Source organism: Streptomyces sp. NPDC018031 (assembly GCF_044327625.1).
GTDB lineage: Bacteria > Actinomycetota > Actinomycetes > Streptomycetales > Streptomycetaceae > Streptomyces.
The window spans coordinates 32,016-57,203 of the sequence record NZ_JBIRFT010000004.1 but is presented as its reverse complement, the minus strand read 5'-3'; the positions used below and the strand labels follow the sequence as shown (position 1 = coordinate 57,203).

Genomic DNA, 25,188 nt, shown 5'->3' with positions numbered 1-25,188 from the left:
CCGATGCGCGCGACATCCGCCCGGCCGGGTGGCGGGCCCGGCGACATCGAGGTCAGCGTGGTCGTCCCGACCCGCGACCGGACCACGCGATTACTGCTCACCCTGACGGCCCTGGGCCGGCAGACCCTGGACCCGGGGCGGTTCGAGGTCGTCCTGGTGGACGACGCGCCCCGGCCCGGGGCCGTGGCGCAGGTCCTGGCGGCCGTCCCGGAGGGACTGCCGCTCCGGGTGGCCGCCACGGGCGGGCGGGGCGCGGCCGGCGCCCGGAACGCGGGCGCCGCGCTGGCCCGCGGCGAGGTGCTGCTCTTCCTCGACGACGACACGGTGGCCACCCCCGGGCTGCTCCAGGCGCACCTCGCGGCGCACCGCGAGGCGGACGCCGCCGTGGTGCACGGCACCATCACCGACCTCTCGGCATTCGCGCTGACCCCGGAGCCTCCGCGACTGCAGGAGGCCCTGACCGGTGCCCGGGGCCGGAGCATCCGGCCCGGCACCGTCGCCGGGCTGGCGGACCTGGTCCATCTGCTCGGCCCGCGCCGCTCGTTCATCGAGCGGACCGCGGCGAAGGTGATGCGCACCCCCGGTTACGCCGGGCTGCGCTGGCTGACCTGCATCGGCACCAGCACCAGCGTGCGCCGCGCGCTCTTCGACCGGGCCGGCGGCTTCGACGAGGCCTACGGGGAGCTGTGGGGCGGCGAGGACCTCGAACTGGGACTGCGGCTGGCCGCTCGCGGAGCGTCGTTCGAACTGCTCGACACCGCCGCGTACCACCTGCCGACCGCGCGCCGGGACACCGCCGACGTCCTGCCCAGGTTCTGGCGGCTGGTCGCGGACCGGCACGGGGACCCGCGCCTCGCCGACGTCGGGCCGTTCCTGGCCGGCCGGCTCTCGCTGGACGAACTGGCGGGCCGGCTCGGTGCCGGGGCGGCCGTCCTGGAGCCCGGGAGGGCGGTGCCATGACGGTCCCCACGGCGGACACGGTGGTGGTGGGGGGCACGGTGCGGGACCTGCTGGACGGTCTCCGCTCCCGGCCCGATCTGTCCGTCCTCGCCGCCGGTGACTCCCTGTCCGCCGCCTTCGTGCAGGTGCTCACCGCTGCCCTGGAGCGGCTGCCGGCCGAGCGGCGGGGCGCCGCACCGGTCGTGATGGCCGCCACCGACTACTGCGTGTGGGCCACCTCCCGGTACGTCGGCCGGTGCGCCGAGGCCGAGGCGGGTGGCCGCAGGCTGCGGCCGTCCGAGGCGATGACCCCGGAACCGGCCCAGCTGCTCCAGGAACTCGCCGGGCTCGGGACCTGGCACGGCCCGGGGTACGTGCTGATCAGCCCGCACGCGGCCACCTGGCAGGCGGTGCGCTGGGCGTGGGGCGCGGTCTCCGCGGGCCTGCACGGGGCGGTGGTGGTGTGCGAGGTGGTGCGGGACCCGGACGGCGAGGGCTTCCGGGTTGCCGCCGCGCCGGTGACCGCCACCCCCGGCCTTCCCGGCCCCACCCCCGGCCTTCCCGCCGCCGGCCTTCCCACCTCCGACGGTCCCGTCCCCGATCTTCCCGCCCCCGTCACCGATCTTCCCGGCGCCGGGACCGGTTTCCCCGGCCCCGCCGCCGCCACCACCGCCAACGGCACCGCCCCGGAGGACGGCACCCGCCGGCCGGCTGCGCGCCGGAGCCGGCCGGCCGCGCGGGGGCCGGTGGTCATCTCCGGCACCGGCCTCGTCACCGCCTTCGGTGACGGGGCGGACGTGTTCTGGCAGGGCCTGCTGGACGGCCGGCGCGCGACGTCCGACCTGACCCGGTTCGACGCGTCCCGCTTCCGGAGCCGGACCGTCTGCCAGACCGAGGTGGAGGCCGGCCCCGGACGCCCGGTGCGGCCCGAGCTGGTCGACCGGGCGCGGGCCGAGGCGCTGCGCGAGGCGGGCCTGACCGAACTGCCCGAACGGACCCTGCTGGTGTCCGCCGGCGTGGTTCCCCATCTGCCGTCGGTCGCCGACGCCCCCCGGATCGGGGAGATCGCCCTGGAGCCGGACTGGGCCGGCGACGGCTTCGGGGTGGCCCGGCAGGACGCGGTGCTGATGGCCCACGCGTGCGCGTCCGGCGCCTTCGGGCTGGCCATGGCGCGCGAATGGCTGCTGTGCGGGCTCGCCGACACCGCCGTCGTCACCGGGGTGTCGGCCCTCAACAGCTACGACTACGCCTGTCTGGACGTGCTCCGCGCGACGACCACGAGCGCGGCGCGCCCGTTCGACCAGGACCGCTCCGGCGTCATGGTCGGCGAGGGCGCCGGGGTGATCGTGCTGGAGACCGCCGAGCGCGCGGCGGCGCGCGGACACCTCCCCCTGGCGGCGCTGAGCGGCATCTCCTGCCGGGTGGCGGGCCAGGGCGTCAGCGCGCTCAGCGCGCACGCCGGCGCCGCCTGCATGCGGGAGGCGCTGGCGATGGCGGGCCGCACCACCGTCGACTACGTCCACGGCCACGCCCCGGGCACGCGGCAGGGGGACGAGGCCGAGCTGCTGGCGCTGGACCGGATCGGCGCCGAACTGGGCTGGCGGGACGTGCCGGTCAGCTCCTGCAAGGGGGCGGCCGGCCATCTGCTGCACGCCTCCGTCTTCCCCGCCGTGGTGACGGCGGTCCGGGCGCTGCGGGACGGGGTGCTCCCGGGCACCCCCGGCCTGCGGACGCCGCTCGACGCGCGGCACCTCCGGGTGCTGCGCGACCCGGAGCCCCGCGAGGGGATCCGTTCCGTGCTGGTGGACAACTTTGGGTTCGGCGGCAACAACGCCGCGTTCCTCCTGACGAGGACCGCGGCCGGGCACCTGGAGTGGAGTGCACATGGCTGACGCGGTGCTGCTGACACCACGGGAGATCCTCACCGGATTCTCCAGCGTGAACAATCAGAACGTGCTCATCAACGACGATGAGTACCTCCGTCTGGACCCGGCGATGCGCCTGTTCTACGAGAAGGTGCGGGAGAACCTTGGGGTGGCGTGCATCGCGGGTCATCTGCGGGGCTGCGGCTACTCGGTCCGGGCGTTGAATCTGCACGGGCGCAATCCGAGTGATGAGGCGATCACGGATCTGATCCGGCGGGAGCGGCCGAAGTTCGTCGGGATCAGCATCATGTACGACCTGCACATCGTGGACGCGGTGCGGTTGCTGCGGTGTGTGCGGAAGGCCGATCCGTCGGTGTTCGTGGCGATCGGTGGGGCGTTCTGCACGTACAACGCGAAGCTGATCGCGGAGCGGATCCCGGAGGCGGACTGCGTGGCCTTCGGTGAGGGTGAGCTGACCGTCGAGGGGCTGATGGAGTGCCTGGCGGCGGGCCGTGACTGGCATGCGGTGCCGGGTCTGTGGTTCTGGCAGGACGGCCGGGTGCGCAGCAGCGGCCCGCCCAAGCTGCCGGACCTCAACAAGGAGCCCTGGCCGGCCCGGGACCTGCTGGTCCACCACCGGGAAGCGGGCATCCCCACCCCGGTGGCCTCCACGTACACCAGCCGCGGCTGCCACGCCAAGTGCACCTTCTGCTACGTGCCCAGGGCCCCGGGTGTGGTGGCGGGCAACGCCTGGCGGGTGCGGTCACCGGTCGACGTGGTGGACGAGATCGAGTTCCTGCAGCGGGACTTCGGCACCCGGTTCCTGTGGTTCAACGACGACAACTTCGGCGGCGCCTTCCAGGACGGCTACAACCACGCCGTCGGGTTCGCCGAGGAGATCCTCCGCCGCGACCTGAAGATCTCCTTCCACTGCGAGTTCCGGGTGGACACGGGCCTGATCGACCGGGAGGCGCTGCAGACCCTGCGCCGGGCCGGCATGGCGTCGGCGCTGCTCGGCATGGAGACCGGGTCGCCGGCGATGGCCAAACGGTTCCGCAAGGGAACCATGGTGGAGTACAACTTCGACGCGGCGCGGATGTTCCAGCGCGAGGGGATCGAGCTCGAACCGGGCTGGATCATGGTCGAGCCGGGCACCACGATCGACGACCTGTGGGAGAACCTCAAGTTCATCGTCGCCGCCGACATCGCGGTCAGCGAGAACCCGTTCTCCTTCATCAGCCGGGCCATCGCGCTGCGCGGCACCGAGATGTACGACAAGATCACCGACCCCGGACCGCCGGACCTGCCGGACGTCGAGGGGCCGGCCCGGGAGGTGCTGAACGAGGCCCGCCGGGAGTACCGGATCGCCGACGACCGGGTCGAGGACGTCTGGGCGGCCTGGAGCAAGGTCAGCGCGGAGGTCAGCGACCGCAAGGAGGGGCTGCCCTTCGTCGCCCAGAGCATCGTCGACGCCACGAGGATGCGCAGGGCCCGGGGCGAGCAGAGCCTGCGGCCGCGGCTGAGCCGGCTGCGCGGCTGGGTCGAGGACCTGCCGCACCTGCTGGTCGCCTTCCTCAACGTCGGGCTGCTGCTCGCGGACGAGAACCCGCCGGGGCTCGGCGACCGGCTGGAGACCGAGCTGCGGGCGCTGGTCGACGCCTACGACCGGGACCACCTGGGCCACACCTATCCGGAGTTCGTCGAAGAGACCGAGCGGCTGTGCGGCGAACGGGTCATGGCCGGGTGAACCGCCGGTGTCCGGTTGCGCACGTGAAGAGGAGAAAGGAGACCGGTCATGTCGGATGTCGTCCTGCTGACCCCCCGGGAAATACCCACCGGCGCCGCGAGCCTGAACAACCAGAACGTCCTCATCAACGACGAGGAGTACCTGTCGCTCGACCCGGCGATGCGCCTGTTCTACAAGCGGGTGCGGGAGAACCTGGGGGTGGCGTGCATCGCGGGTCATCTGCGGGGCTGCGGCTACTCGGTCCGGGCGTTGAATCTGCACGGGCGCAATCCGAGTGATGAGGCGATCACGGATCTGATCCGGCGGGAGCGGCCGAAGTTCGTCGGGATCAGCATCATGTACGACCTGCACATCGTGGACGCGGTGCGGTTGCTGCGGTGTGTGCGGAAGGCCGATCCGTCGGTGTTCGTGGCGATCGGTGGGGCGTTCTGCACGTACAACGCGAAGCTGATCGCGGAGCGGATCCCGGAGGCGGACTGTGTGGCCTTCGGTGAGGGTGAGCTGACCGTCGAGGGGCTGATGGAGTGCCTGGCGGCGGGCCGTGACTGGCATGCGGTGCCGGGTCTGTGGTTCTGGCAGGACGGCCGGGTGCGCAGCAGCGGCCCGCCCAAGCTGCCGGACCTGGCCAAGGTGCCGTGGCCGGCCCGGGACCTGCTGGTCCACCACCGGGAGTCCGGCATCCCGACCCCGCGGGCGTCCACGTACACCAGCCGCGGCTGCCACGCCAAGTGCACCTTCTGCTACGCGCCGCGGCAGCCCGGGGTGGAGAACGGCCCGTGGCGGGTGCGGCCGGTGGACGACGCGGTCGACGAGATCGAGTACCTGCAGCGGGAGTTCGGCACCCGGTTCCTGTGGTTCAACGACGACAACTTCGGCGGCGCCTTCCAGGAGGGCTACCACCACGCCGTCGGGTTCGCCGAGGAGATCCTGCGCCGCAACCTGAAGATCAATTTCCACTGCGAGTTCCGGGTGGACACCGGTCTGATCGACCGGGAGGCGCTGCGGACGCTGCGCCGGGCCGGCATGGACCTCGCGCTGCTCGGTATGGAGACCGGGTCGCCGGGCATGATGAAGCGGTTCCGCAAGGGCACCACGGTGGAGTACAACTTCGACGCGGCCCGCATGTTCAAACAGGAGCGCATCGAGCTGGAACCCGGCTGGATCATGATCGAGCCGGGCACCACCCTGGACGAGCTGTGGGAGAACCTCAAGTTCATCGTGGCCGCCCGGGTGCACGAGAGCGAGAACCCGTTCTTCCTGATCAACCGGGCCATCGCGCTGCGCGGGACCGAGATCTACGACAAGGCCACCCGGTACGAGGAGCCCGACATCCCCGGGGTGGAGGGCGCCGCCTGGGAGGTGCTGCGGCACGCCCGCCGCGACTACCGGGTCGAGGACGAGCGGGTCGAGCACCTGTGGACGGCCTGGAGCCGGGTCTCCTCGGAGATCAACGACCGCAAGGAGAACGAGGTCCCGTTCCTGGCGCAGAGCATCGCCGACGCGGTCCGCGCCCGGCGGGGCGGCGGCACCGAGTCGCTGCGCCCCCTGCTGGGCCGGCTGCGCCGCTGGGACCAGGGGCTCGACGAGCTGCTGGTCGCCTTCCTCAACGTCGGGCTGCTGCTCGCGGACGAGAACCCGCCGGGGCTGGCCGACCGGCTGGAGGCCGAACTGCGCGCCATGATCACGGCCTACGACCGTGAGCACCTCGGCCACGCCTTCCCCGACTTCGTGGTCGAGACGGCACGGGCGTGCGGCGAGCACGCCCTCGCACAGGTGAGGGGCTGAACCGATGACCGGTAGGGAGCGGCTGCGGTTCGCGGCGGTCGGCTGCGGCCGGGTGTTCCAGCGCTACCACCTGCCCTGCGCCGACGCCCGGGACGACATCGAGCTGGTGGGCGTGGTGGACAGCGACGCCGAACGGGCGGGTGCGCTGATGGCGGACCGGCCCGGGGTGTGGACCGGCACCGACGTGGACCGGCTCATCCGGGAGACGCGGCCGGACGTGATCAGCGTCTGCACGCCCAACGACGCCCACGCCGGGCCGGTGCTGGCGGCGCTGGACGCCGGCATCGCGGTGCTGTGCGAGAAGCCCCTCGCCGCCACGGTGGAGGAGGCGCGGCGGATGGTGGCGCATCCGGCGGCCGGGAAGCTGCTGGGGGTGAACATGCCCTTCCGCTTCCATGAGCTGATGAAGCCGTTCGCCGACGCCGCCCGGAGCGGCGCCCAGCGCATCGACGTCTCCTTCGTCACCCCCGGCAACCGGGTGTGGCGGGCCTGCACCCCCTGGTACGGCGACGCCCGGCGGGCCGGCGGGGGTGCGCTGCTGGACCTCGGACCGCACGCCGTCGACCTGCTGATGACGGTCTTCGGCCGGCCGGACGTCGAGGGCTGCGAGGTGGACTCGCCGGAGGTCGAGGAGCGGGCCGAGGTGCACCTGTCGTTCCAGGGGGTCCCCGCGACGCTGCGCATCGACCGGGCCGCGCGCCGCATGGAGACCATGGTGACGGTCACCACCGCCGACGGACCGCACGTCCTGGACCTGCGGCGGAACGAACTCCGGCTGGCGGACGGCACCGTCACCGAGGCCGCCCAGCGGCCGGAACTCGCGGCGATCTCGGCCTTCTTCGACGTGGTGACCGGCACCGCCGCCGCGTCCGGGATGGTGAGCGCGGCGGACGCCCTGGAGGTGCAGCTGGTGGTGGAGTCCGCGTACGCGCGGGCGCGCGGAGCGGCGGCCGCCGGGGGCTGAGGGCCCGGCGGCCGGTCAGCCGAGGAAGCGGGCCACCTCGGCGCAGAAGCGCTCCGGCTCGGTGCGGTGCACGTAGTGGCCGGCGTCGATGGCGAGCAGCCGTCCGCGCGGCACCGCCCGGGCCACCTCGGCGAGCAGCGACCGGGGCACCGGACTGGACAGCCCGCCGCTGATCACCAGCGTCTCGGCGGTGACCTCGGCCAGCCGCCGCCACCAGCCGGGGTCCGCCCTGCGCAGCCCGTCGATGATCGGCCGTACCGCGGCCCGGTCCAGCCCGCCGGACCTGCGCAGGTCCCGGAACTCCTGGTACAGGGAGATCACCGGCGCCCGGTCGCCGCCGGGCGCCGACCGGCCGCGACCGCGCAGTTCCGCCTCGGCCGCCGCGTCCCGCGGCGGCGGCGGGGAGTCCTCGATGACCAGCCGGCGGACCCGGGACGGCTGCCGCTGCGCGATCAGCCAGGCGATGTGGCCGCCCATGGAGTGGCCCACCAGGTCCACCGCGCGCAGGTCGTGCCGGTCCAGCAGGGCGACGACGTCGCGGTACATCAGCTCGAAGGAGTATTTGCCGGCCCGCGGGCTCCGCCCGTGTCCGCGCAGGTCCGGCACGAACAGCCGGTGCCCGCGGGGCCGCAGTGCGGACACCAGCGGGTCCCAGCCCCGCCCGGTGCCGCCCAGCGAGTGCAGCAGCACCGTCGGGTGCCCGTCCGGAGCGCCGTCGACACGGCAGCTCAGCGGTAACGGGCCGTCAGCGGAACCGTTCTGACCCATCGATCGTTCCCGGTCGCGTAGCACGCCGTGATGCTACCGAGCGGCCTCCTCCGGGGACAGACCGCCGCCGCGCCCCGCGGCGGGCGGCTCACCCCGCCCGGCCGCCACCGGCCGCGGACCCGCGCCGCGGGGGAGCGGCCGGCGCCGCCGCTCCCCCGCGGGCCCGGGTCAGGGCCGCTCGCTGCTGGTCACCAGGTAGTCCACGATGGCCGACACGGTCTGCTGGTGCCAGACCAGGTTGGCCGGGAGCTTCCGCCCCAGCAACTGCTCCAGCCGGCGGCGGATGACGATCGCCATGACGGAGTCCAGCCCCATCTTCAGCAGCGACCGGTCCGGGTCGAGCCCCGCCGGGTCCCACCTCATCTCGCTCACGATGAGCGCGACGGTCCGCTCGTGCAGCGCCGCCCGGAGTTCCTCCCCGGACAGGTCCCCGAGCCCGGCCGTGCCGTCCGTACCGTCCGCAGCCGTGCCGGCCGCCGCCGGGTCGGTGACGTCGCGCAGCAGGCCCGTCCGGCGCGCCCCCTCCGGGAGGGGCACGGTGCGCAGCACCGCCAGCGCCGGGGCGCCGAGTGAACTGGCGTGCTCCCAGGCGCCGAGGGCCTCCGGCACGGTGATGTCCCCGACGCCGTGGGCGGCGAGTTCGGCGTCCACCGCCGCGTTGTCGGCCATGCCCATGCCGCGCCAGGACGTCCACGCCAGGCTCATGCCGCCGCTCGCGCCGAGGGCGTGGCCGTGTACGGCCATGGCGTCGAGGAACGCGTTGGCGGACGCGTAGGCGGCCTGCCCGGTGAGCCCGAGCAGCTGCCCGCACGAGGAGAAGTGCACCAGGAAGTCGAGGCTGCCCGGCGGGAACAGCCGGTGGAGCGTCAGGGCGCCGCCGGCCTTCGGCCGCAGCACCGCGGTGAGGGCGTCGAGGCCGAGCCGGTCGACCAGCCGGTCGTCCAGGACACCGGCGGCGTGCACGACGCCGCGGATCGGCGGCATGCCCAGCGCGTCCGGGTCCAGGGCCGCCGCCGCGGCGTCGGCGTCCGCGATGTCGAGGGACACCACCCGCACGGTCGCGCCGAGGGACTCCAGCCCGCGGACGGTCCCGATGCGGCGCGCCGTCGGGCCGTCGGTCACGGTGTCCCACTCCGACCTGGGCGGCAGCGTGCCGCGTCCGGCGAGCACCAGCCGGCGCGCCCCCCGGTCCACCAGCCACCGGGCGATCTCGCCGCCCAGGGCCCCCAGGCCGCCGGTGATCAGATAGGTGCCGTCCGGCCGGCACCGCAGCGCCGGCCGGACCGGCTCCGGGCCGGCCGGCACCAGCCGGTTCGCCAGGGCGGCGCCGTCGCGGACCGCGATCACGTCCTCCCCCGGGCTCCCGGCCGACACCTCCAGCGCGACGGCGACGTCCCGGTCGGTGTGCCGGGCGCCCAGGTCGAGCGTGCCGCCCCACAGTTCGGGGTGCTCGCCGCCGATGATCCGGCCCAGGCCCCACCGTGCCGCCTGGGCCACCGCGGCCAGGTCCTCCGCCTCGCGGACCCCGCGGGTCAGCGACCACAGCCGGGCCGCCCCGGGGGGCCACACGGCGAGCCGCTGCGCCGTCCGGGTGAGCAGCCAGGCCTCCCGCACGGCCCGGTCCTCCGCCGACAGCTCCGGGTCCGGTGCCGGCGGCAGCAGGAACACGTCGGCCGGACCCGGCACCTGGCCGCGCAGCCCGTCCAGCCCGTCCGGGTCCCCGGTCACCAGGTACGGGCGCCCGGCGGCGTCGGCCGCGGCCCGCAGGGCGGCGCCCGGCCCGTCGTCGTCCGGGCCGACCAGGACCAGCACCCGGGGTGGGAACGGCGCCCGGGAGCCGTCGACGGCCAGTGGCTGCCAGTCCATGCGGTACAGCAGCTCCGCCGGACCGCCCGGCCCCTCGCCGGTCGCGCCCGCGTACCGGACCCCGGCCAGCACGGCCGCGGTCCGGCCGTCCTCGGTGGTGATCCGCACGTCCACCGTGCCGAGCGCGTCGGTGACCGGGCCGCGGACCCGCACCTCGATCCGGGCGCGGGCCGGCGGGTCGCCCGCGGTCCACACCCGGGCGGCGCCGGCCACCACCCGCAGCACCGCCGGGCCGGGGAAGGCGACCGCGGCCACCGACAGCGCGGCGTCGAACAGCGGGGCCCACAGGGCGGCGTCGGAGCCGTCCGGGCCGGCCGCCGCCACGTCCGCGCGCACCCCGTCGGGCAGCCCGGCCAGCCTGGTCACCCGCCAGGGGAACGCCATGGTGGGCACGCCGACCGACGCCAGGTGCTCGAAGACCCGGTCCGGCGGGAGCGGCGCCCCCTCGTCGTCCCCGGCCCCGGCGGGGTGCGCCCCGGCCGGGGGCTCCTCGGTGAAGGACGCCACGGCGTGCGCCAGCCACGGCCGGCCCTCGTCGTCGCCGTCCGGCCCGGTGGTCCGGGACAGCAGGCGGACCACCCCGTCCTGCGCGACGACGTCGACGTCCCGGGCGGTGTGCAGGGTCAGCGGCAGGGCGAAGGTGACGTCGGCCAGGCCGCGCGGCCCGGCCCCCGCGCCCCCGGCGGCGAGGAACGTCTGGAGGACGACCGCCGCCGGGACGATCTCCACGCCCTGGATGGTGTGGTGCCCCGGATAGGGCCGGGAGTCCAGGTCGACATGGGTGCGCCACAGGTCCAGCGGGGTGGTGCCCGCCAGCGTGGCGCGCGGCCCCAGCAGGGTCCGGTCCGCCACGTCGTGCCGGCCGCGGTCGGCCCGGCGGACCGGCAGCTCGCGCCAGTACCGCTGGCGCCGCCAGGCCCGGGCCGGGAGCGGCAGCGGCGCCGAGCCCGGGACGGCGGGCCAGGCGAGGTCGACGCCGTGGCAGTACAGCACCCCGGCGTTCGCCAGCAGCTGCTCGCGTTCCCCGGCGTCCCGGCGGAGCGTCCCGGTGACGCAGTGCCCGGCCGCCCCGGCGGTGTCGAGCGTCTCCTGGACGGAGTGCCGCACCACCGGATGGGCCGACACCTCCAGGAAGGTCCGGAACCCGTCCTCGGCCGCCGCCGCGACGGCGCCCGCGAGCCGCACCGGATTGCGCAGGTTGGCCGCCCAGTAGGCGCCGTCGCGGGGCGACGCGTCCCGCGGGTCGTCCAGCGCGGTGCCGTAGACGGGGATGCCGGGAGCGCCGACGGCCAGGTCGGCGGCGGCCGCGGCGAGTTCCGCCAGCAGCGGGTCCATGTGCCGGCTGTGGAAGGCCACGTCGCTGTCCACCCGGCGCACCATCAGGTCCGGGTCGGCCGCCAGCCGCTCGGCGAGGGCGTCGATGTCGGCGGTGTCCCCGGACAGCACGGTGGTGGCCGGGGAGGCGATGATGGCCGGGGCCACCCCGGTGCCGGCCACCCGGGCGGCGGCCTCCTCCGCGGGCAGACCGACCATCAGCATGCCGCCCGCCCCGGCCACCCGCCGCAACAGCACGCTGCGGCGGCAGACCAGCCGCGCCCCGTCCTCCAGGGACAGCACCCCGGCGGCCACGGCGGCGGCGATCTCGCCCAGCGAGTGGCCGATGACGGCCGCGGGCCGGACGCCGAGCGACTCCCAGACGGCGGCCAGACCCATCTGCACCGCGAAGATCATCGACTGGGCCACGTCCACCCGGCCGACGTCCCCGGCGTCGATCAACTGCCGGGCGGTGCTGCCGAACTCGTCGGCGAAGACCTGGTCGATCCGGTCGATCACGGCGGCGAAGGCCGGTTCGGTGGCCAGCAGTTCGCGCCCCATGCCCGGCCACTGGGCGCCGGTGCCGGAGAACACCCACACCACCCCGGGGCCGGTGTCGCCGGGGACCGTGCCGGTGCCGACGCCGGGGACCGGCTCACCGGAGGCGACCCCGCGCAGCCTGCTCTCCAGCTCCTTGCGACCGTCGGCCACCACCGCGATCCGGTGGTCCAGATGGCTGCGCCGGGCGCCCAGGGTGTGCCCGAGCGCGCCGAGCGGCACGTCCGCGCCCGGTCCGCCCAGCCAGTCGGCGAGCCTGGCCGCGTCCTCCCGCAGGGCGCTGTCCGACCGGCCGGAGAGCGGGTACAGACGGGGGCCGGCGGCCTCGTCCGGACCGCCCCCGGCGGGCACCGCGGGCCGGGCCGGCGCCTCCTCCAGCACGACGTGGGCGATGGTGCCGCCGTAGCCGAAGCTGGAGACCCCGGCCCGGCGGGTCCGCCCCCCGCGCGGCCAGGGGGTGCGCCCGGTGGCCACCTTCAGCCGGGCGTCCGCCCACGGGATCCGCGGGTTGGGTGCGGTGAAGTGCACGCTGGGCGGGATCTCCTCGCGGCCGAGCGCGAGGATCGTCTTGATCATCCCGGCGATGCCGGAACCGGCCTCCAGGTGGCCGATGTTGCCCTTGACCGACCCGATCAGGCACGGGGCGTCGGCCGGCCGCCCGGCCCCGAAGACCGCGGCGAGCGCGCCCGCCTCCAGGGGGTCGCCGGCCACCGTGCCGGTGCCGTGCGCCTCCACGTAGTCGACCGTGCCCGGGTCGATGCCCACCTGCGCGTAGGTGTCGCGCAACAGGTCGGCCTGGGCCGCGCCGTTGGGCGCCATGATGCCGTCGGTGCGGCCGTCCTGGCTGACCCCGCTGCCGCGGATCACCGCCAGCACCCGGTCGCCCGCCCGCTCGGCGTCCGACAGGCGCTTCAGGACGAGCACCCCGGCCCCCTCGCCGCGGCCGTAGCCGTCCGCCGAGGCGTCGAACGGCTTGCTGCGGCCGTCCGGCGAGGTGGCCCCGGCCCGGTCCAGGGTGACCGACAGGCCGGGCGCGACGATGAGGTTCACCCCGGCCGCGAGCGCCACGTCCGTCTCGCCGGACAGCAGGCTCCGGCGGGCCAGGTGCACGCCGACCAGCGACGCGGAGCACGCGGTGTCCACCGCCAGGCTCGGGCCGCGCAGGTCGAGGTTGTGGGATATCCGGTTGGCGGTGGCGCACAGCGACGCGCCGATGCCGGTCCACGGCTCGATCCGGGGCAGGTCCTCCAGCAGCCGGCGCCCGTAGTCGTCCGACCCGACGCCGACGAAGACGCCGCAGGCGCTGCCGGCCAGGCCCAGCGGCGGCATCCCGGCGTGCTCCAGCGCCTCCCAGGCCAGCTCCAGCAGCAGGCGCTGCTGCGGGTCCATCAGCTCGGCCTCGCGCGGCGAGATGCCGAAGAACTCCGCGTCGAACCCGGCGATGTCGGGGAGGAACCCGCCGCGTGCGGTGGTCTCCCGCACCACCGCCGCGTGGTCCGGCCCGGCCGCCGCGTAACCCTCCCACCGCTCCGCGCCGTCCCGGGTGCCGTCCCGTCCCTCGATCAGCATCCGCCAGAAGGCGTCCGGGGAGTCGGCGTCGCCGGGGAACCGGCAGCTCATCCCGACGACCGCGACCGGCTCCTCGGCCGCCGGGGCCCGCTCCCGGTCCAGGGGCGCCGGACTCAGCACGCCGGGCCCCCTTCGCCCACCGCCGCCCCGGCCGGTGCCGGGGTGCGCGGCGCCGGGGGATCGAGCACCGTGACCACCGCCGCGGTGATCATGATGCCGGGGCCCGCGCTCATCATCACCAGGTGGTCGCCGGCCGCGACCTGCCCGGTCTCCAGCAGGTGGTTGAGCTGGATCCCGATGTCCGCGGCGCCCGCGTGGCCCACGTCGCGGAAGAAGTCCACCCCGCCCAGCGAGGCGTCGAGGCCCATCGGCCGCAGATGGCTGTCGAGGAAGTCCGAGGTGGCCGCGCCCAGGTGGAGCACCTTGGAGACGTCGGGCACGGTGATGCCCGCCTCGCTCGCCACCTGCTCGATCAGCTTGGTGCCGGCGGCGCCGTACTCCTGGCCGATCTCGGCCGCCTTCGGGCCGAGCTCCTCGACCATCGCCTCCAGGTGCTCGTTCATGTCGAGCCGCTTCCCGGTGGTCAGCGCCGGCGGGAAGATCGGGGCGTGGCCGCGGTTGAGGATCTCGAACTGCGGCAGCGACACCGAGTCGACGGCGCGCAACTCGGCCCACCCGGGCCGCTTGGACAGCACCAGCGCGGCCGCGGCGTCGGCGAGCACCGCGTCCCGGTGGGCGTGCCAGCGGTCGACCGACGGCGCGCCGAAGTTGTCCGCGCCGCTCACCACCGCGCCGCTGCGGGACGGCGAGCACAGCAGGTACTGCGCGGCCGTCTCCAGCGCGGCGAGGAAGGCGTTGCACCCCTGCTCGACGGTGAACGCCGGGATCGGGGTGCCCAGGGTGTGGCGGAGCACGTAGTGCGGCGACGACCAGCCGTCGGGGCCCTGGTGGTACGCGTAGGAATGGATCAGCAGGTCGATGTCGTCGCGGCCGAGGCCGGACCGCGCCATCGCCTGCCGGACGGCGGCCACCGCCATGTCCGGGGCCGACGTGTCACCGGCCTCGGCGATGTTCCGCCAGCCGCAGGAATCCATCCGCTCCTGCTCGTACCAGCCGCGCCGGACCGCCTCCGCGACGCTCGTCCTCGGCGGTATGTACGCCCCGGTCGCTGCCAGGTAGATGCCCTCTGTTCTCACTCTTACGTTTCCTTACTGACTGGTCCGCGGCCTGATGACCTTGCCGGTCTCCGTGGTCGGGAGCTCCGCCACGGCGGCGAAGGCGTGGGGGGTCCGGGAGTCCGACAGCCGCTCCCGGCAGAAGCGGTCCAGCTTCACGAGGTCGACCGTCTCCGGGGTCACCGTGGCGCTGATCCGCTGCCCGAGGACCGGATCCGGCACGCCGGAGACCAGGCAGGAGGCCACGTCCGGGTAGGCGAGCAGGACGGCTTCGATCTCCTCGGGGCTGACCTTGGTCCCGGCGACGTTGATGCAGGTGGACAGGCGTCCTTCGAGGACGAGGGCGTCCCCTTCCCACCGGGCCAGGTCACCGGTGGTGAACCCGCCGCGCAGCGGGGCCGCGTCGACGGCGTCCGCCTCGGCGTAACCGAGCATCATGGAAGGCGAGGACACCGTCACCAGGCCCGCCGCGGCACCGTCCGGGGCGGTGGCCGAGGTGCTCTCGCCGTCCGCGGCGAAGCCCGGGGCGGGGGCCAGCGTGACGTCCACGCCGGGCAGCGGCGCGCCGGGCCCGGTGCCGTCCGGCTGCCAGGGCGCCGGGGCCTGCACACAGATCGGCCCGGTCTCGGTGGTTCCGTAGACCTGCCCGACGTGCCCGCCGAGCCAGGCCGCGACCGACTCCGCGGTGTGCGCGTCCAGCGCCATGCCGGCGGAGAGGAAGCCGACCGGACGGGCCGGTTCCAGGGGGGTGCGGGCGGCCTTGGCGAGCAGCCGCAGCATCGGCGGCACCCCCACGAAGAGCGTCACCTCACCGGTGCCGATCTCCCGCAGCAGCACCCGCGGCTTGTCCGGCGGCAGATGGTGCACCCGGGCGCCGGCCAGCGGTGCGGCGAGCGCGCACAGCCCGAAGCCGTAGGCGTGCTGGAGCGGCACCGGGCACGCCAGCGTGCTCTTCGGGCCCAGGCCCAGCGCCGTACGGTAGTTCTCCACCTCGGCCAGCAGCGCGGCGGCGGAGCGCAGTGCGATCCGCGGGGAGCCGGTGGTGCCGGAGGTGATCTGGGCCGTGGCGGCTTCCGCGAAGGCCGGCCGCGGGGCCCCGGGCCCCCGGCTCAGCGTCCGCTGCCCGCCGAGGGCGGCCGCACCGGGGACGGCGAGCGGTGAGTCGTCGGGGGCGGCGAGGAAGGACAGCGGGCAGCGCTCCTGGATCCGCTCCAGCTCCCACCGGGTGAGCCGCCGGGACAGCGGCACCGCGACCGCGCCGGCGGCGATGACCGCGAACACGTCGCTGATGAACTCGGCGGGCGGCCAGGCGACGGTCCCCACCAGGGCGCCCGGCCCGACGCCCTGCTCGGCGAAGGCCCGGGTCTTGGCCTCCACCCGGTCCAGCAGCTGCCGGGCGCCGGTGGTCCCGGAGCCGTCGGTGACCAGCGGCGCGTCCCCCAGTCGGGCGGCCTGGTCACGCAGCCGGGAGACCAGTGCCGCACGGGCGGCCGTCATCCGAGGCCGGCCAGTGCCCGCCGCAGCGCTCCCGCCGCCTTGTCGAGGATGTCTCTGGTGTGCGCGGTGCTCAGGAACCAGGGTTCCAGCGCGTTGGGGTGGAAGTAGACGCCTTCCTTCTGGGCGAGGGTCTGGAACCGGCGGTGCTGGGAGAAGTCGATGGCCGCGGCGAGGTCGCGGACGTCGTCGGCCCGCTCCAGCGGGCGCTTGACCAGGGCCACCGACATCAGGGTGCCGACCCGGTTGATGTGCACCGGCCGGTTCTCGGTGGCGAACAGCTCGCGCAGCGAGTCCTCCGCGTGGGCGCCGACGGCTTCCAGTTCGTCGTAGAGGCCGGGCAGCGCGCGTATCTTGCCGAGCATGGCGACGACCGCGCGGAGGGCGGCGTGGTTGCCCGCGTAGACGCCGGCGTGGTGCGCCTCGTTGGTGGCGAGCATCCGCATCGCGGCCCGCCGTCCGCCGAAGGCGGCCACCGGGAAGCCGCCGCCCATGACCTTGGACAGCACCGTGAGGTCCGGCTCCACGCCGTACCGCTCCTGGGCACCGCCGCGGGCCACCCGGAAGCCGGTGATCACCTCGTCGAAGACGAGCATCGCGCCGCTGCGCGCGGTCAGGTCGCGCAGCAGCTGGAGGAAGCCGGGCGCCGGGGGGAGCACCCCGGCGTTGGCCAGGACCGGTTCCAGGATCACGGCCGCCACCTGGTCGCCGTTCCTGGTGAAGAAGTCCCGGACGGCCTCGGCGTCGTTCCACGGCAGTTGCGCGGTGTGCGCCAGCGCCCCGGGGATCATGCCCGGGGCCCCCGGGACGACGTCCGTCGGCCGGGTGCCCTGGACCTGCAGACTGGTCTTGCCGGCCCGAAGGATCGTTTCGCTCCAGCCGTGGTAGTGCCCCTCGAAGGTCACCACCAGCGAGCGCCCGGTCGTCACCCGGGCCAGCCGCAGCGTCGAAGCGACCGCCTCGGTACCGGAGTTGGCGAACCGCACCTGCTCCACGCCCGGCACCAGCTCGGCCACCAGGGCACCGGCCTCGGCGTCGAGTTCGTGCGGCAGGCCGGTCATGTGGCCCCGGGTGAACTGGTCGGCCACCGCGTCGCGGACGTCCCGGTCGCCATAGCCGAAAATGTGCGGTCCGTAGCCCATGTTGAAATCGACGAGCTCGCTGTCCTCAACATCCCGGAGCAGGCAGCCGTCGGCGCTCCGCACGACCAGCGGGACCGGCACGGCCGCCGCGCGCATGCTGCTGCTGACACCGCCGGCGATGACGCTCTTTATGCCCTCCAGGCAGTCGGCATTCGTCGAGCGATCGGCGTCCGTTGCACCCACTGAGAACCTCCGGCTTCGACGGCATCCTCCGGCACCACAGAGTGCCCCAGGCACTTGGCTTCCGACAGTGACCGATACCGGATTGGCTGGATCACAGGGGTGAGCGGCCCGTCTTGGGTGGCAGGATCGGAGCGCGGCCGACCAGGCGCCGAAGCGGGGGAAACCGGGGGAGACGCAGACGCCGAAGTGCCACAGAGGGGAGATGCCATGTCGTCTCGGGCCGTCGCCGTGGTGACCGGTGCCGGATCGGGTCTCGGGGCCGCCATCGCGATACGCCTCGCCGCGACGCACGACCTGGTGCTCACCCACCTCACCGCCGACGACGGACTCGCCGCCACGGTCGGCCGGGTGGTCGAGGCCGGCGCGGAGGTGGTGGCCACCGTGGCCGGCGACCTGACACGGCGGGACACCGTCGACACCCTCGGCGAAGCCATGGCCGCGCACCGCGAGCGGCTGGACGTCCTGGTGTGCAACGCCGGCGCGTACAGCTACCTGCCGTGGGCGGACACCAGCTGGGAGGACATCCGTTCGGCCATCGACGTCAATCTGATGGCGCACATCGCCTGCGTCCGCTCCGCCACCCCGCACCTGGTGGCGCGCCAGTCCGGGCGGATCGTCGCGGTGTCCACGGTGATGACCCGGCTCGGACGGGCCGAACTCGTCCCGTACATCGCGGCAAAAGGGGGACTGGAAGCACTCGTTCGGGGACTCGCTCGCGAACTCGGCCCGCACGGGATTACAGTGAACGCCATTCGCCCCGGTTCGATCGAGCTGAGTACGGAACAGAGGGCCCATCCGGATTACCCCGCCTGGCGGCAGCGGGAATTCGCCCGGCAGTGCATCAAGCGGCACGGGCACCCGGAAGACGTGGCGGCGGCCGTGGCATTCCTCGTTTCACCCGAAGCCGGTTTCATCACGGGGCAGAGTCTGACCGTCGACGGCGGCTGGGATCTCAACTGACCCGCGGGCGCGGGCTGAGCCAAGGACCATCATACGAATGGTGCACGAACAGGATTCCGTTACCCATCTCCTGCTGGTGCGGCATGCGCAGTCGCATGCCAGCGTGAAGAAGCTGATCGCGGGTTCCCGGACCTGCCTCGGCCTCACCGAACTGGGCCATGAGCAGGTCACTCGCCTCGCGGACCGGCTGCGCGCCGAGCAGCTGCGCCCGGACGCGCTGCTGACCAGTCCGGTCCGCAGAGCCCGGGAGACCGCCGACGGACTGGCGCGCGGCCTCGGACTCGGCGAACCGGTCGTGGAAGAACAGGTACGGGAACTCGACTTCGGTGTGGCGGACGGTCTTTCGATCGACGAATACAGCCGCGTGCACGGTGATTTCGACATGACCGCGAATCCCGAACGGCCTTTCGCTCCGGGCGGGGAAAGCTGGTCCCGGTTCCGGGTCCGGGCCGGGGACGTGATGCGCGGACTGGCGAAACTCCACGCGGGCGAACGGGTGCTCGTGGTGTGCCACGCGGGATTCATCGTCGCGGCCATGGCGGCCGTGCTGGACGTACCACCGCCGGTGCTGTTCACCGACGCCACACCGGCGGCGACGTCGATCAACGAATTCGCCCACGACGGCTCCGGCTGGCGCCTGGTCCGGTTCGACGACGCGGCGCACATCGGCACCCCGGCACCCGCCGAGGGCACCGGCTGAGGCGACCCCGCACGGGCGCGTCCCGCCCGGCCGCCACGGCCCGGCGGTGAGCTGCCCGGGAACGCCCCGGAGTTCGGCGGCAGCTCGGGCGCGCCGGGCCGGTCGTTCGGCCGGTCGTTCGGCCGGGAGTCCGGCCCTGAGCGGCCGGGCGGGCGGGAGTTCTCACGGGTGGTCGTGGGCCCCGCCCGGGCGCCTGGCCGTGTCGTCCCACCGGTGGTGATGTCTCAGCGGCCGTGTCGTCTCACCGGTGGTGGCGTTCCACCGGCCGTGTCGTCTCAGTGGTTGTGGCGTTTCACCGGCCGTTGTGTCTCAGCGGTGGTGATGTCTCAGCGGTGGTGACGCGGCCGAGCCCCGGCCGCGGGCCTCGGCCGCAGGCCCCCGGCGGTCCGCCGCGGACGTCACACCGCGGCGGCGCCCTCGGCGGCGGGGCCGTCCGGGAACAACCGCAGCGCCGACAGCGCCACGCCCAGGTCGGCGACGGTCCGGGGATCGCCCAGCGAACGGCCGACCAGCTCCTCCAGCCGGCGCAGCCGGTAGCGGACGGTGTTGCTGTGGCAGTACAGCAGCCGCCCCGCCCCGGCCGCCGAACCGCCCGCGGCGAACCAGCACTCCAGGGTCTCCAGCAGCCGCGTCCGTTCCTCGTACGGCAGCCGGAGCACCCGGTCGAAGACCACCCGGGCGATCCGCCCGGCGTCGTCCGGGGCCGCGGCCACCAACATGGCGACCGGGTGGTCGTCGAACCGGGCGATCCCCGCCGGCCGGCCGCGCAGCCCGGCCAGGGCCAGCCGGGCCAGCCGCAGCGCCTTCGGAGTGTCCCGCAGGGAGTCGTAGGACGGGCTGACCCCGATCCGGCAGTCCGCGGGACGGTCCAGCACGCGCAGCGCCGCCTCCTCCGCGGCCGGGCCGCGCACCGCCACCACGCCCACCTGGAGATCCGGCAGCAGCCGCCAGGCGGAGCGCACCTGCTCGTGCTGGAGCCGGGACTCGACGCCGGGCAGCGCGTCCCGGCCGGGCGCCGGGACCTCGGCCGCGACCACCAGGAACGGGCCGTCGGCGGGCAGGCCGAGGACGTCCGCGGCCTCCCACAGCGTGGTGCTGTCGGTGAGCAGCCCGGTGAACAGCGCCTCGACCAGCACGGAACGCTCCCGCTCGCGCTGGAGCAGCAGCGCGGCGGCCGTCTCGCGGTACGCGTCGCTCGCCGCGGCGGCGTACCCCTCGATGAGCCACCAGGTCGCCAGCGAGATCACCGTGTCGGCGGTGACACCCTCGGTGCGCCCGGCCTCGGCGGCGAGTTCGGTCCACAGGAACTCGGAGCCGACCCGGTAGGCGTGCAGCAGCTCGGCGAGCGGGGTGCCCTGCCGGGCGCGTTCCCGGCCCACCTCCAGGGCGGGCGTCAGGTCGGGTCTGGTGCCGTCCGCCAGGTGCCCGTACACCAGCTCCAGGTTGCGGCGGCAGGAGGTGCTCAGGGTCCGGAACGGGATGCGTTCCTCGCTGCCGTAGTACGTCACCTCGGCGCGGATCCGGCGGGCCATCCGGTCGCCGAGCTCGGGTGCCCGCCGCAGCAGCGCCGCTGCCACCGGGGCCACTGCGGGGGGAGGGATCGTGCGGCTCATGCCGCGCAGGCTACCCAGGGGCGCGTTGTGCCCGGGGACAACGGTGCGGGACGCCCGTTGTCCGCCCGGCCATGGCCCGCGCGGTCGGCGGCGGTCACGATACCGGCATCGTTACCGGCCGGTATCGCAGCGCCTCCGTACCCGATCACCCGACACTCCGCCCCGCCCCCGCCCTTCCTCCCCGAGCCGCTGGGCGGGGCCACCCCCAGGAGGAACCGTGTCCACCACCGTCCCGAAGCGATCGATCGCCCTCCTCGGCTGCGCCCTGCTGGCGACCGGCCTCACCACCACCACCGCAACCGCCCGGGCCGAGCAGTCCGGCGGCGCCCGGCACGTCGCCCTCGGCGACTCCTACGCCTCGGGCGCCGGGATCCCCGCGCAGTCGGCGGGCCTGTGCATGCGGTCCGACCAGAACTACGGGCAGCGGGTCGCCGACGCCCTCGGCGCTGCCCACTACACCGATGTGAGCTGCGCCGGGGCCAAGGCGTCCGCGCTCACCAAGCCGCAGACGGACCTCGGGGTGCCGGTGAACGGCGCCCAGCTCGACGCCGTCACCCCCGACACCACGCTGGTCACCCTCACCATCGGCGGCAACAACCTCGGCACCTCCGACATGGGGTTCGTGGACGTCATCGCCGCCTGCTCCGCCCTGTCCCCGACCGACCCGCTGGGCGCACCCTGCCGCGACCTGTACACGGACGGGGACGGCGGGGACACCCTCGTCGCACGACTCGCCGCCGCGGGAAGCGAGCTGACCGCCGCCCTCCGGCGGATCCACACCACCGCGCCGCGGGCCCGGGTGGTGGTCGTCGGCTACCCGTCGGTGATCCCGGCCGATCCGCGGAAGTGCCTCGGCAAGCTGCCGATCACCACCGGGGACATCGCCTATCTGCACGGCGTCCTCGGCGAGCTGAACGACATGGTCGCCCGGACCGCGGCTGCGGGCGGCGCGACCTACGTCGACACCGTGGCCGCCACCCGGGGGCACGACAGCTGCTCCGCCGATCCCTGGATCGAGGGCCTGTTCCCGGCCTCGCCGGCCCTCCCGCTGCACCCCGACGCCACCGGTCAGCGCGTCATGGCGGACGCGGTACTGGCCGCCCTCGGCCGCGGCTGACCGCGCCGGGGCGCGCCGCCACCCCGGCGCGCCCCGGCCGTCCGGCCGGGTGCTCCATGCGGACCGGGTCCCATGCCGGGCGGCCGGACGCTCCGTACCGGGCGGAGGGGCCCGGCCCGGGCCCCGCCCCTGGCACCGTGCGTCGCCGAGGAGCCGGGGGTCTGCTCCGGCGGTCCGCTCCGTCGGAAGCGCGCCCCCGTTCCTGGCCCGGAAGCCCGGCCCGGAAGCCTGACCCAGGAAGCCCGGCCTGGAGGCACGCCTGCGGAGGCCCGGTCCGGAAGCCCGGTCCCGCAGTCCCGCTCTGAGGCACGCCCCCGGAAGTCCGCTCCGGAAGCGCACCCTCCGTTCCTGGTCCGGAAGCCCGGCCCGGAAGCCCGGCCCGGAAGCCCGGCCCGGAAGCCCGGGCGGAGGCACGCCCCCGGAAGCCCGGTCCCGCAGTCCCGCTCTGAGGCACGCCCCCCGGGGCACGCTCCCCCGGATAGCGCACCCCCGGATGGCCCGGCCCCGGCGGTGGACCCGGCCGAAGCGGCACAGAATCGGTCACGGACGCGAGTGGCACCGCGCCCGCCGCGCCACCCCGCCCTCCGTACCGGCACCGGGAAATGGACACCGCCATGTCGATGACGTTCCGCACGGACCTCGGACTGCTCGCGCTGCGCCTCGGAACCGGCGGCGTGCTGTTCGCCCACGGTGCGCAGAAGCTCTTCGGCTGGTTCGGCGGCCACGGGCTGGACGGCACCGCCCACGCGATGGAGCACATGGGGTTCACACCGGGACGGCACAGCGCGCTGGCCGCCGGACTCGGCGAGGCGGGCGGCGGGGCGCTGCTCGCGGCCGGGCTGGCCACCCCCGCGGCCGGCGCGGCGGCGGCCGGCGCCATGGCGGGCGCGGTCTCCGTGCACGCGCCCGCCGGGTTCTTCGTCACCGAGGGCGGCTTCGAGTACCCGGCGTTCCTGGGCTTCGTGGCGGCGGGCATCGGTCTCGCGGGCCCCGGCCGGTACTCGCTGGACCGGCTCACCGGCCACTGCCTGGACCGCCCCTGGGTGATGACGGTGGCCTTCACGGCGAGCGCACTGGCGGCCGCCACGGTGGTCAAGCGCCGTACCTCGACCGTCGCGCGGCGCGGTGCGGCGGAACCGGACGGCACCGAGGGGACCGAGGGCCCCGAGGGCACTGCCGGGGACTGACCCACACCCCCGGGCCCGCGGCCGGGCAGCCGGCAGGCTCCGGCAGGGAGCCGGGGAGCCGGGGAGCCGGGGAGCCAGGGAGCCGGGGAGCCGGGGCGCCGGGGCGTCGGGGAGACACGGTCCCACGGGGAGCGTCGGATCCGGACAGATGTGCGGCGGACTCTGCGTCGATTTCGGGTGGAATCCGGGCTCATGCCGACTCGGCCGCGGCCGTGGACCGAGGCCGTGAACAAGCGGATCCGGACGGGCCGCATCCGTGTAATCCCCGGCAGGAGCTGCCTCGTTGGCCGGAAGTGTGATCACACGAGCCCCTCGAGTGATGTATTCGACTCTTCTGGCGCAGGTGTGAGTGAAGAGGCCGTGTCAGGGCGCGGCTTCCTCGAAACACAGCACGCAGCGCGTGTCGACGCCGCTACGGTAAGTCGCGAAGTGTCGCTGGGGGGCGCGGCGTGTCGATTTGGCCGGGAGGAGAGAGACATGGTGCACGGACAGGTCGGTGGTACCCCCGCCGAGCATCTCGACGGGCTGCTGGCCCGTGCCCAGAACGGGTTCGAGATCGACGAGACGGTCCTCACCCAGCTGCGTGATGCCTTGATGCACCAGACCGAGCTGCGTTCCTGCCGCCAGTGCAACGAACCCCCCGCCCGGCTGGGCTACACCACCTTCCGGCACGTCTTCCTCCTCCCGGACGGCAGCAGCGTCGTGCTGTGGGAGCTGGAGCACAACACCGGCCCGGGCGACGGCCCGCAGCACGAGGTCTACGCCGACGAGGACACCCTGGTGCAGGCCGAGCGCCGGGCCCACGACCGCACCGGCGGCGCCCGCTGGGAGGAGTTCGACGAGGAGCGGCTCTGGCTCCCCGACCAACTGCTGCGCGGCCCGCTGCCGGTGGAGACGGTGCGGGCGTACGTCGCGGACAACTCGGCCGACCACGCCCGGCGGGTGCTGCGCCGGGCGGAGAACGAGGACCGCCCGGGCGAGGAGGTCCGGCGGCTGCTGGAGACGGCGTTCGCGCACGACATCGCGCTGGCCCCGAAGCCGCGCCGGCGCACCGGCGGCCCGGACGCGACCTGGTGCCGCTTCTACGAGCACGCGTTCCTGCTCGCCGGCGGGGACGAGATCACCCTCTGGGAACTGGAGCACAACCTGACCAGCGACGGACGGCTGGTCTGCGAGGTCTACCTCGACGAGGGATCGGCCGAGATGGCCGCCGACCGACGGGCCCGCGCACGCGGCGTCGAACTCTGACCCTGACCGGCACCCGGCACCGGTGATCACCCGAACCCCGGTGCGAGCGGCGCCGCGCCCCGGCGGCTCCCGGGGCCCGGTGGCTCTCCGTGCCCGGCGCTCCCGGTGCCCTCGGCAGCCGGTGGCTCCCCGTGCCCCGACGGCTGCTCGTGCGTCGGCGGCCGTGCCCGGTGCGTCCGGCGATCCCCTGTACCCCGGGGGCGCCACGTACCCCGGTGGGCGCCACGGAGCCACCCACGCCCGCCCCGCCCCGGTGCCCCGCCCCTCGGTGCCCCACCCCGTGGCGGGCACGCACCCGCTCTCCTGTCTCCGTCACCTCTGTCACCTCTGGCACCTCCGTCACCTCCGTTCGGGTCCCTTGGTGCCCCGTCCCGTGGCCGGAGCCTCCGATGCCCGGCACGGGCCTGAACGTGGGCGTACGGCGGCGCCCCCATCCAGCGCTGCGCGCCGGGCCGCCGGGCCGCCGGGCGCGGGTGCGGGCACAGGCCGGAGGAAAGCCGGAGAGAAGGGAGAGCGGCCGACGCGGGGCGAGGCGCCGACGCCGCTCGGCGTACCGGCAGGGCCGCCGGCGCGACTGCCCGCATCCGCGCATCACGGAGAGCAACCGGGCGTGATCGTTCCGCATAACGATTGACGCACGATCAGCGAAGTCGGGTTTCCTGGGCGTTCACCTGTGCTGTGCAACTCGCCGATGTTTGCCCGGTAATGCCCGGAACATTCTTCCCCGAGGGCAACGGATTCCGGGGAACGGCTTGGAATAGCGTCCCGCCGTCTATTAACGTTCGATAACGCAGCGCGGTCGTTCCAGCCGCCAAAGAGGCGGCACCGTGCGCCGTCGCCGAATCCCGCATGCACCACGGCACCAGCAGTACCAGGGAACCGGGGAACCACCATCCTTGGGGTGAATCGGGCCGAACCCGGCCCGTAGGAGACCTTCCTGCTCCGAACCCGTCAGCTAACCCGGTAGGCGAGAGGGAAGGAAAGGAGTGCGCCC

At 74.7% G+C, this 25,188-nt stretch carries 16 protein-coding genes and 1 riboswitch; of the genes, 10 read left to right on the top strand and 6 right to left on the bottom strand.

Features of this window, described 5'->3' with window-relative positions; translation table 11 throughout:
* Positions 1 to 3 precede the first annotated feature (3 nt).
* From ACH4B3_RS12560 to ACH4B3_RS12540, 5 genes are read left to right on the top strand one after another with little or no spacing between them, the layout of a single operon-like run.
* The gene (locus ACH4B3_RS12560; RefSeq protein ID WP_398462797.1) at positions 4 to 960 is read left to right on the top strand and encodes a glycosyltransferase; all 957 of its coding nucleotides are present in this window, start codon (positions 4 to 6) and stop codon (positions 958 to 960) included.
* Positions 957 to 2,831, top strand: a complete 1,875-nt coding sequence (locus ACH4B3_RS12555) for a beta-ketoacyl synthase N-terminal-like domain-containing protein (RefSeq protein ID WP_398462796.1) — start codon at positions 957 to 959, stop codon at positions 2,829 to 2,831. Before ACH4B3_RS12560 ends, ACH4B3_RS12555 begins: the two co-directional genes overlap by 4 nt.
* Entirely contained in the window at positions 2,824 to 4,551 is a 1,728-nt protein-coding gene (locus ACH4B3_RS12550; RefSeq protein ID WP_398462795.1) for a B12-binding domain-containing radical SAM protein, read from the top strand. The genes ACH4B3_RS12555 and ACH4B3_RS12550 overlap by 8 nt, the downstream gene beginning before the upstream one ends.
* A gap of 48 nt (positions 4,552 to 4,599) precedes the next feature.
* Positions 4,600 to 6,336, top strand: coding sequence for a B12-binding domain-containing radical SAM protein (locus ACH4B3_RS12545; protein WP_398462794.1), 1,737 nt, complete (start codon positions 4,600 to 4,602; stop codon positions 6,334 to 6,336).
* 4 nt (positions 6,337 to 6,340) lie between these two features.
* Positions 6,341 to 7,300 (top strand): Gfo/Idh/MocA family protein, encoded by a 960-nt coding sequence (locus tag ACH4B3_RS12540; RefSeq protein WP_398462793.1) that lies wholly within the window; start codon positions 6,341 to 6,343, stop codon positions 7,298 to 7,300.
* Between the two features lie 15 nt (positions 7,301 to 7,315).
* Here ACH4B3_RS12540 and ACH4B3_RS12535 read toward each other — a convergent pair whose 3' ends face one another.
* The 5 genes from ACH4B3_RS12535 to ACH4B3_RS12515 form a co-directional block, all read right to left on the bottom strand.
* The gene (locus tag ACH4B3_RS12535; protein WP_398462792.1) at positions 7,316 to 8,068 is read right to left on the bottom strand and encodes an alpha/beta fold hydrolase; all 753 of its coding nucleotides are present in this window, start codon (positions 8,066 to 8,068) and stop codon (positions 7,316 to 7,318) included.
* Between the two features lie 168 nt (positions 8,069 to 8,236).
* Positions 8,237 to 13,495, bottom strand: coding sequence for a beta-ketoacyl synthase N-terminal-like domain-containing protein (locus ACH4B3_RS12530; protein WP_398462791.1), 5,259 nt, complete (start codon positions 13,493 to 13,495; stop codon positions 8,237 to 8,239).
* A complete protein-coding gene (locus ACH4B3_RS12525; protein WP_398462790.1) occupies positions 13,489 to 14,571 on the bottom strand; it encodes a ketoacyl-ACP synthase III family protein in 1,083 nt (360 codons plus the stop codon). Before ACH4B3_RS12525 ends, ACH4B3_RS12530 begins: the two co-directional genes overlap by 7 nt.
* Before the next feature lie 12 nt (positions 14,572 to 14,583).
* Positions 14,584 to 16,047 (bottom strand): class I adenylate-forming enzyme family protein, encoded by a 1,464-nt coding sequence (locus ACH4B3_RS12520; protein WP_398462789.1) that lies wholly within the window; start codon positions 16,045 to 16,047, stop codon positions 14,584 to 14,586.
* The gene (locus tag ACH4B3_RS12515; protein ID WP_398462788.1) at positions 16,044 to 17,369 is read right to left on the bottom strand and encodes an aspartate aminotransferase family protein; all 1,326 of its coding nucleotides are present in this window, start codon (positions 17,367 to 17,369) and stop codon (positions 16,044 to 16,046) included. Before ACH4B3_RS12515 ends, ACH4B3_RS12520 begins: the two co-directional genes overlap by 4 nt.
* A gap of 207 nt (positions 17,370 to 17,576) precedes the next feature.
* Between ACH4B3_RS12515 and ACH4B3_RS12510 the strand changes: the two genes are divergently transcribed.
* Both ACH4B3_RS12510 and ACH4B3_RS12505 read left to right on the top strand, forming a co-directional pair.
* Positions 17,577 to 18,329 (top strand): SDR family NAD(P)-dependent oxidoreductase, encoded by a 753-nt coding sequence (locus ACH4B3_RS12510; protein WP_398462787.1) that lies wholly within the window; start codon positions 17,577 to 17,579, stop codon positions 18,327 to 18,329.
* A 37-nt stretch (positions 18,330 to 18,366) separates the two neighbouring features.
* The gene (locus ACH4B3_RS12505; protein WP_398462786.1) at positions 18,367 to 19,029 is read left to right on the top strand and encodes a histidine phosphatase family protein; all 663 of its coding nucleotides are present in this window, start codon (positions 18,367 to 18,369) and stop codon (positions 19,027 to 19,029) included.
* Between the two features lie 398 nt (positions 19,030 to 19,427).
* Here the strand turns inward: ACH4B3_RS12505 and ACH4B3_RS12500 are convergent, their stop codons facing one another.
* Positions 19,428 to 20,642 (bottom strand): PucR family transcriptional regulator, encoded by a 1,215-nt coding sequence (locus ACH4B3_RS12500; protein ID WP_398462785.1) that lies wholly within the window; start codon positions 20,640 to 20,642, stop codon positions 19,428 to 19,430.
* Between the two features lie 217 nt (positions 20,643 to 20,859).
* Between ACH4B3_RS12500 and ACH4B3_RS12495 the strand changes: the two genes are divergently transcribed.
* The 3 genes from ACH4B3_RS12495 (at position 20,860) to ACH4B3_RS12485 (ending at position 24,194) form a co-directional block, all read left to right on the top strand.
* Positions 20,860 to 21,759, top strand: coding sequence for an SGNH/GDSL hydrolase family protein (locus ACH4B3_RS12495; protein ID WP_398462784.1), 900 nt, complete (start codon positions 20,860 to 20,862; stop codon positions 21,757 to 21,759).
* A 614-nt stretch (positions 21,760 to 22,373) separates the two neighbouring features.
* A complete protein-coding gene (locus ACH4B3_RS12490) occupies positions 22,374 to 22,946 on the top strand; it encodes a DoxX family protein (protein WP_398462783.1) in 573 nt (190 codons plus the stop codon).
* Positions 22,947 to 23,423: 477 nt separating this feature from the next.
* Positions 23,424 to 24,194, top strand: a complete 771-nt coding sequence (locus ACH4B3_RS12485; RefSeq protein ID WP_398462782.1) for a DUF6227 family protein — start codon at positions 23,424 to 23,426, stop codon at positions 24,192 to 24,194.
* Positions 24,195 to 25,020: 826 nt separating this feature from the next.
* Positions 25,021 to 25,179: riboswitch (cyclic di-AMP (ydaO/yuaA leader) on the top strand.
* The last annotated feature ends 9 nt before the right edge of the window (positions 25,180 to 25,188 follow it).

What these genes read in the sequence shown, in the direction of transcription:
- ACH4B3_RS12500 (WP_398462785.1), bottom strand. Translation starts at nt 20,642, where the DNA reads ATGAGCCGCACGATCCCTCCCCCCGCAGTGGCCCCGGTGGCAGCGGCG.
- ACH4B3_RS12505 (WP_398462786.1), top strand. Translation starts at nt 18,367, where the DNA reads ATGGTGCACGAACAGGATTCCGTTACCCATCTCCTGCTGGTGCGGCAT.
- ACH4B3_RS12550 (WP_398462795.1), top strand. Translation starts at nt 2,824, where the DNA reads ATGGCTGACGCGGTGCTGCTGACACCACGGGAGATCCTCACCGGATTC.
- ACH4B3_RS12540 (WP_398462793.1), top strand. Translation starts at nt 6,341, where the DNA reads ATGACCGGTAGGGAGCGGCTGCGGTTCGCGGCGGTCGGCTGCGGCCGG.
- ACH4B3_RS12545 (WP_398462794.1), top strand. Translation starts at nt 4,600, where the DNA reads ATGTCGGATGTCGTCCTGCTGACCCCCCGGGAAATACCCACCGGCGCC.
- ACH4B3_RS12555 (WP_398462796.1), top strand. Translation starts at nt 957, where the DNA reads ATGACGGTCCCCACGGCGGACACGGTGGTGGTGGGGGGCACGGTGCGG.
- ACH4B3_RS12535 (WP_398462792.1), bottom strand. Translation starts at nt 8,068, where the DNA reads ATGGGTCAGAACGGTTCCGCTGACGGCCCGTTACCGCTGAGCTGCCGT.
- ACH4B3_RS12520 (WP_398462789.1), bottom strand. Translation starts at nt 16,047, where the DNA reads ATGACGGCCGCCCGTGCGGCACTGGTCTCCCGGCTGCGTGACCAGGCC.
- ACH4B3_RS12485 (WP_398462782.1), top strand. Translation starts at nt 23,424, where the DNA reads ATGGTGCACGGACAGGTCGGTGGTACCCCCGCCGAGCATCTCGACGGG.
- ACH4B3_RS12560 (WP_398462797.1), top strand. Translation starts at nt 4, where the DNA reads ATGCGCGCGACATCCGCCCGGCCGGGTGGCGGGCCCGGCGACATCGAG.
- ACH4B3_RS12490 (WP_398462783.1), top strand. Translation starts at nt 22,374, where the DNA reads ATGTCGATGACGTTCCGCACGGACCTCGGACTGCTCGCGCTGCGCCTC.
- ACH4B3_RS12510 (WP_398462787.1), top strand. Translation starts at nt 17,577, where the DNA reads ATGTCGTCTCGGGCCGTCGCCGTGGTGACCGGTGCCGGATCGGGTCTC.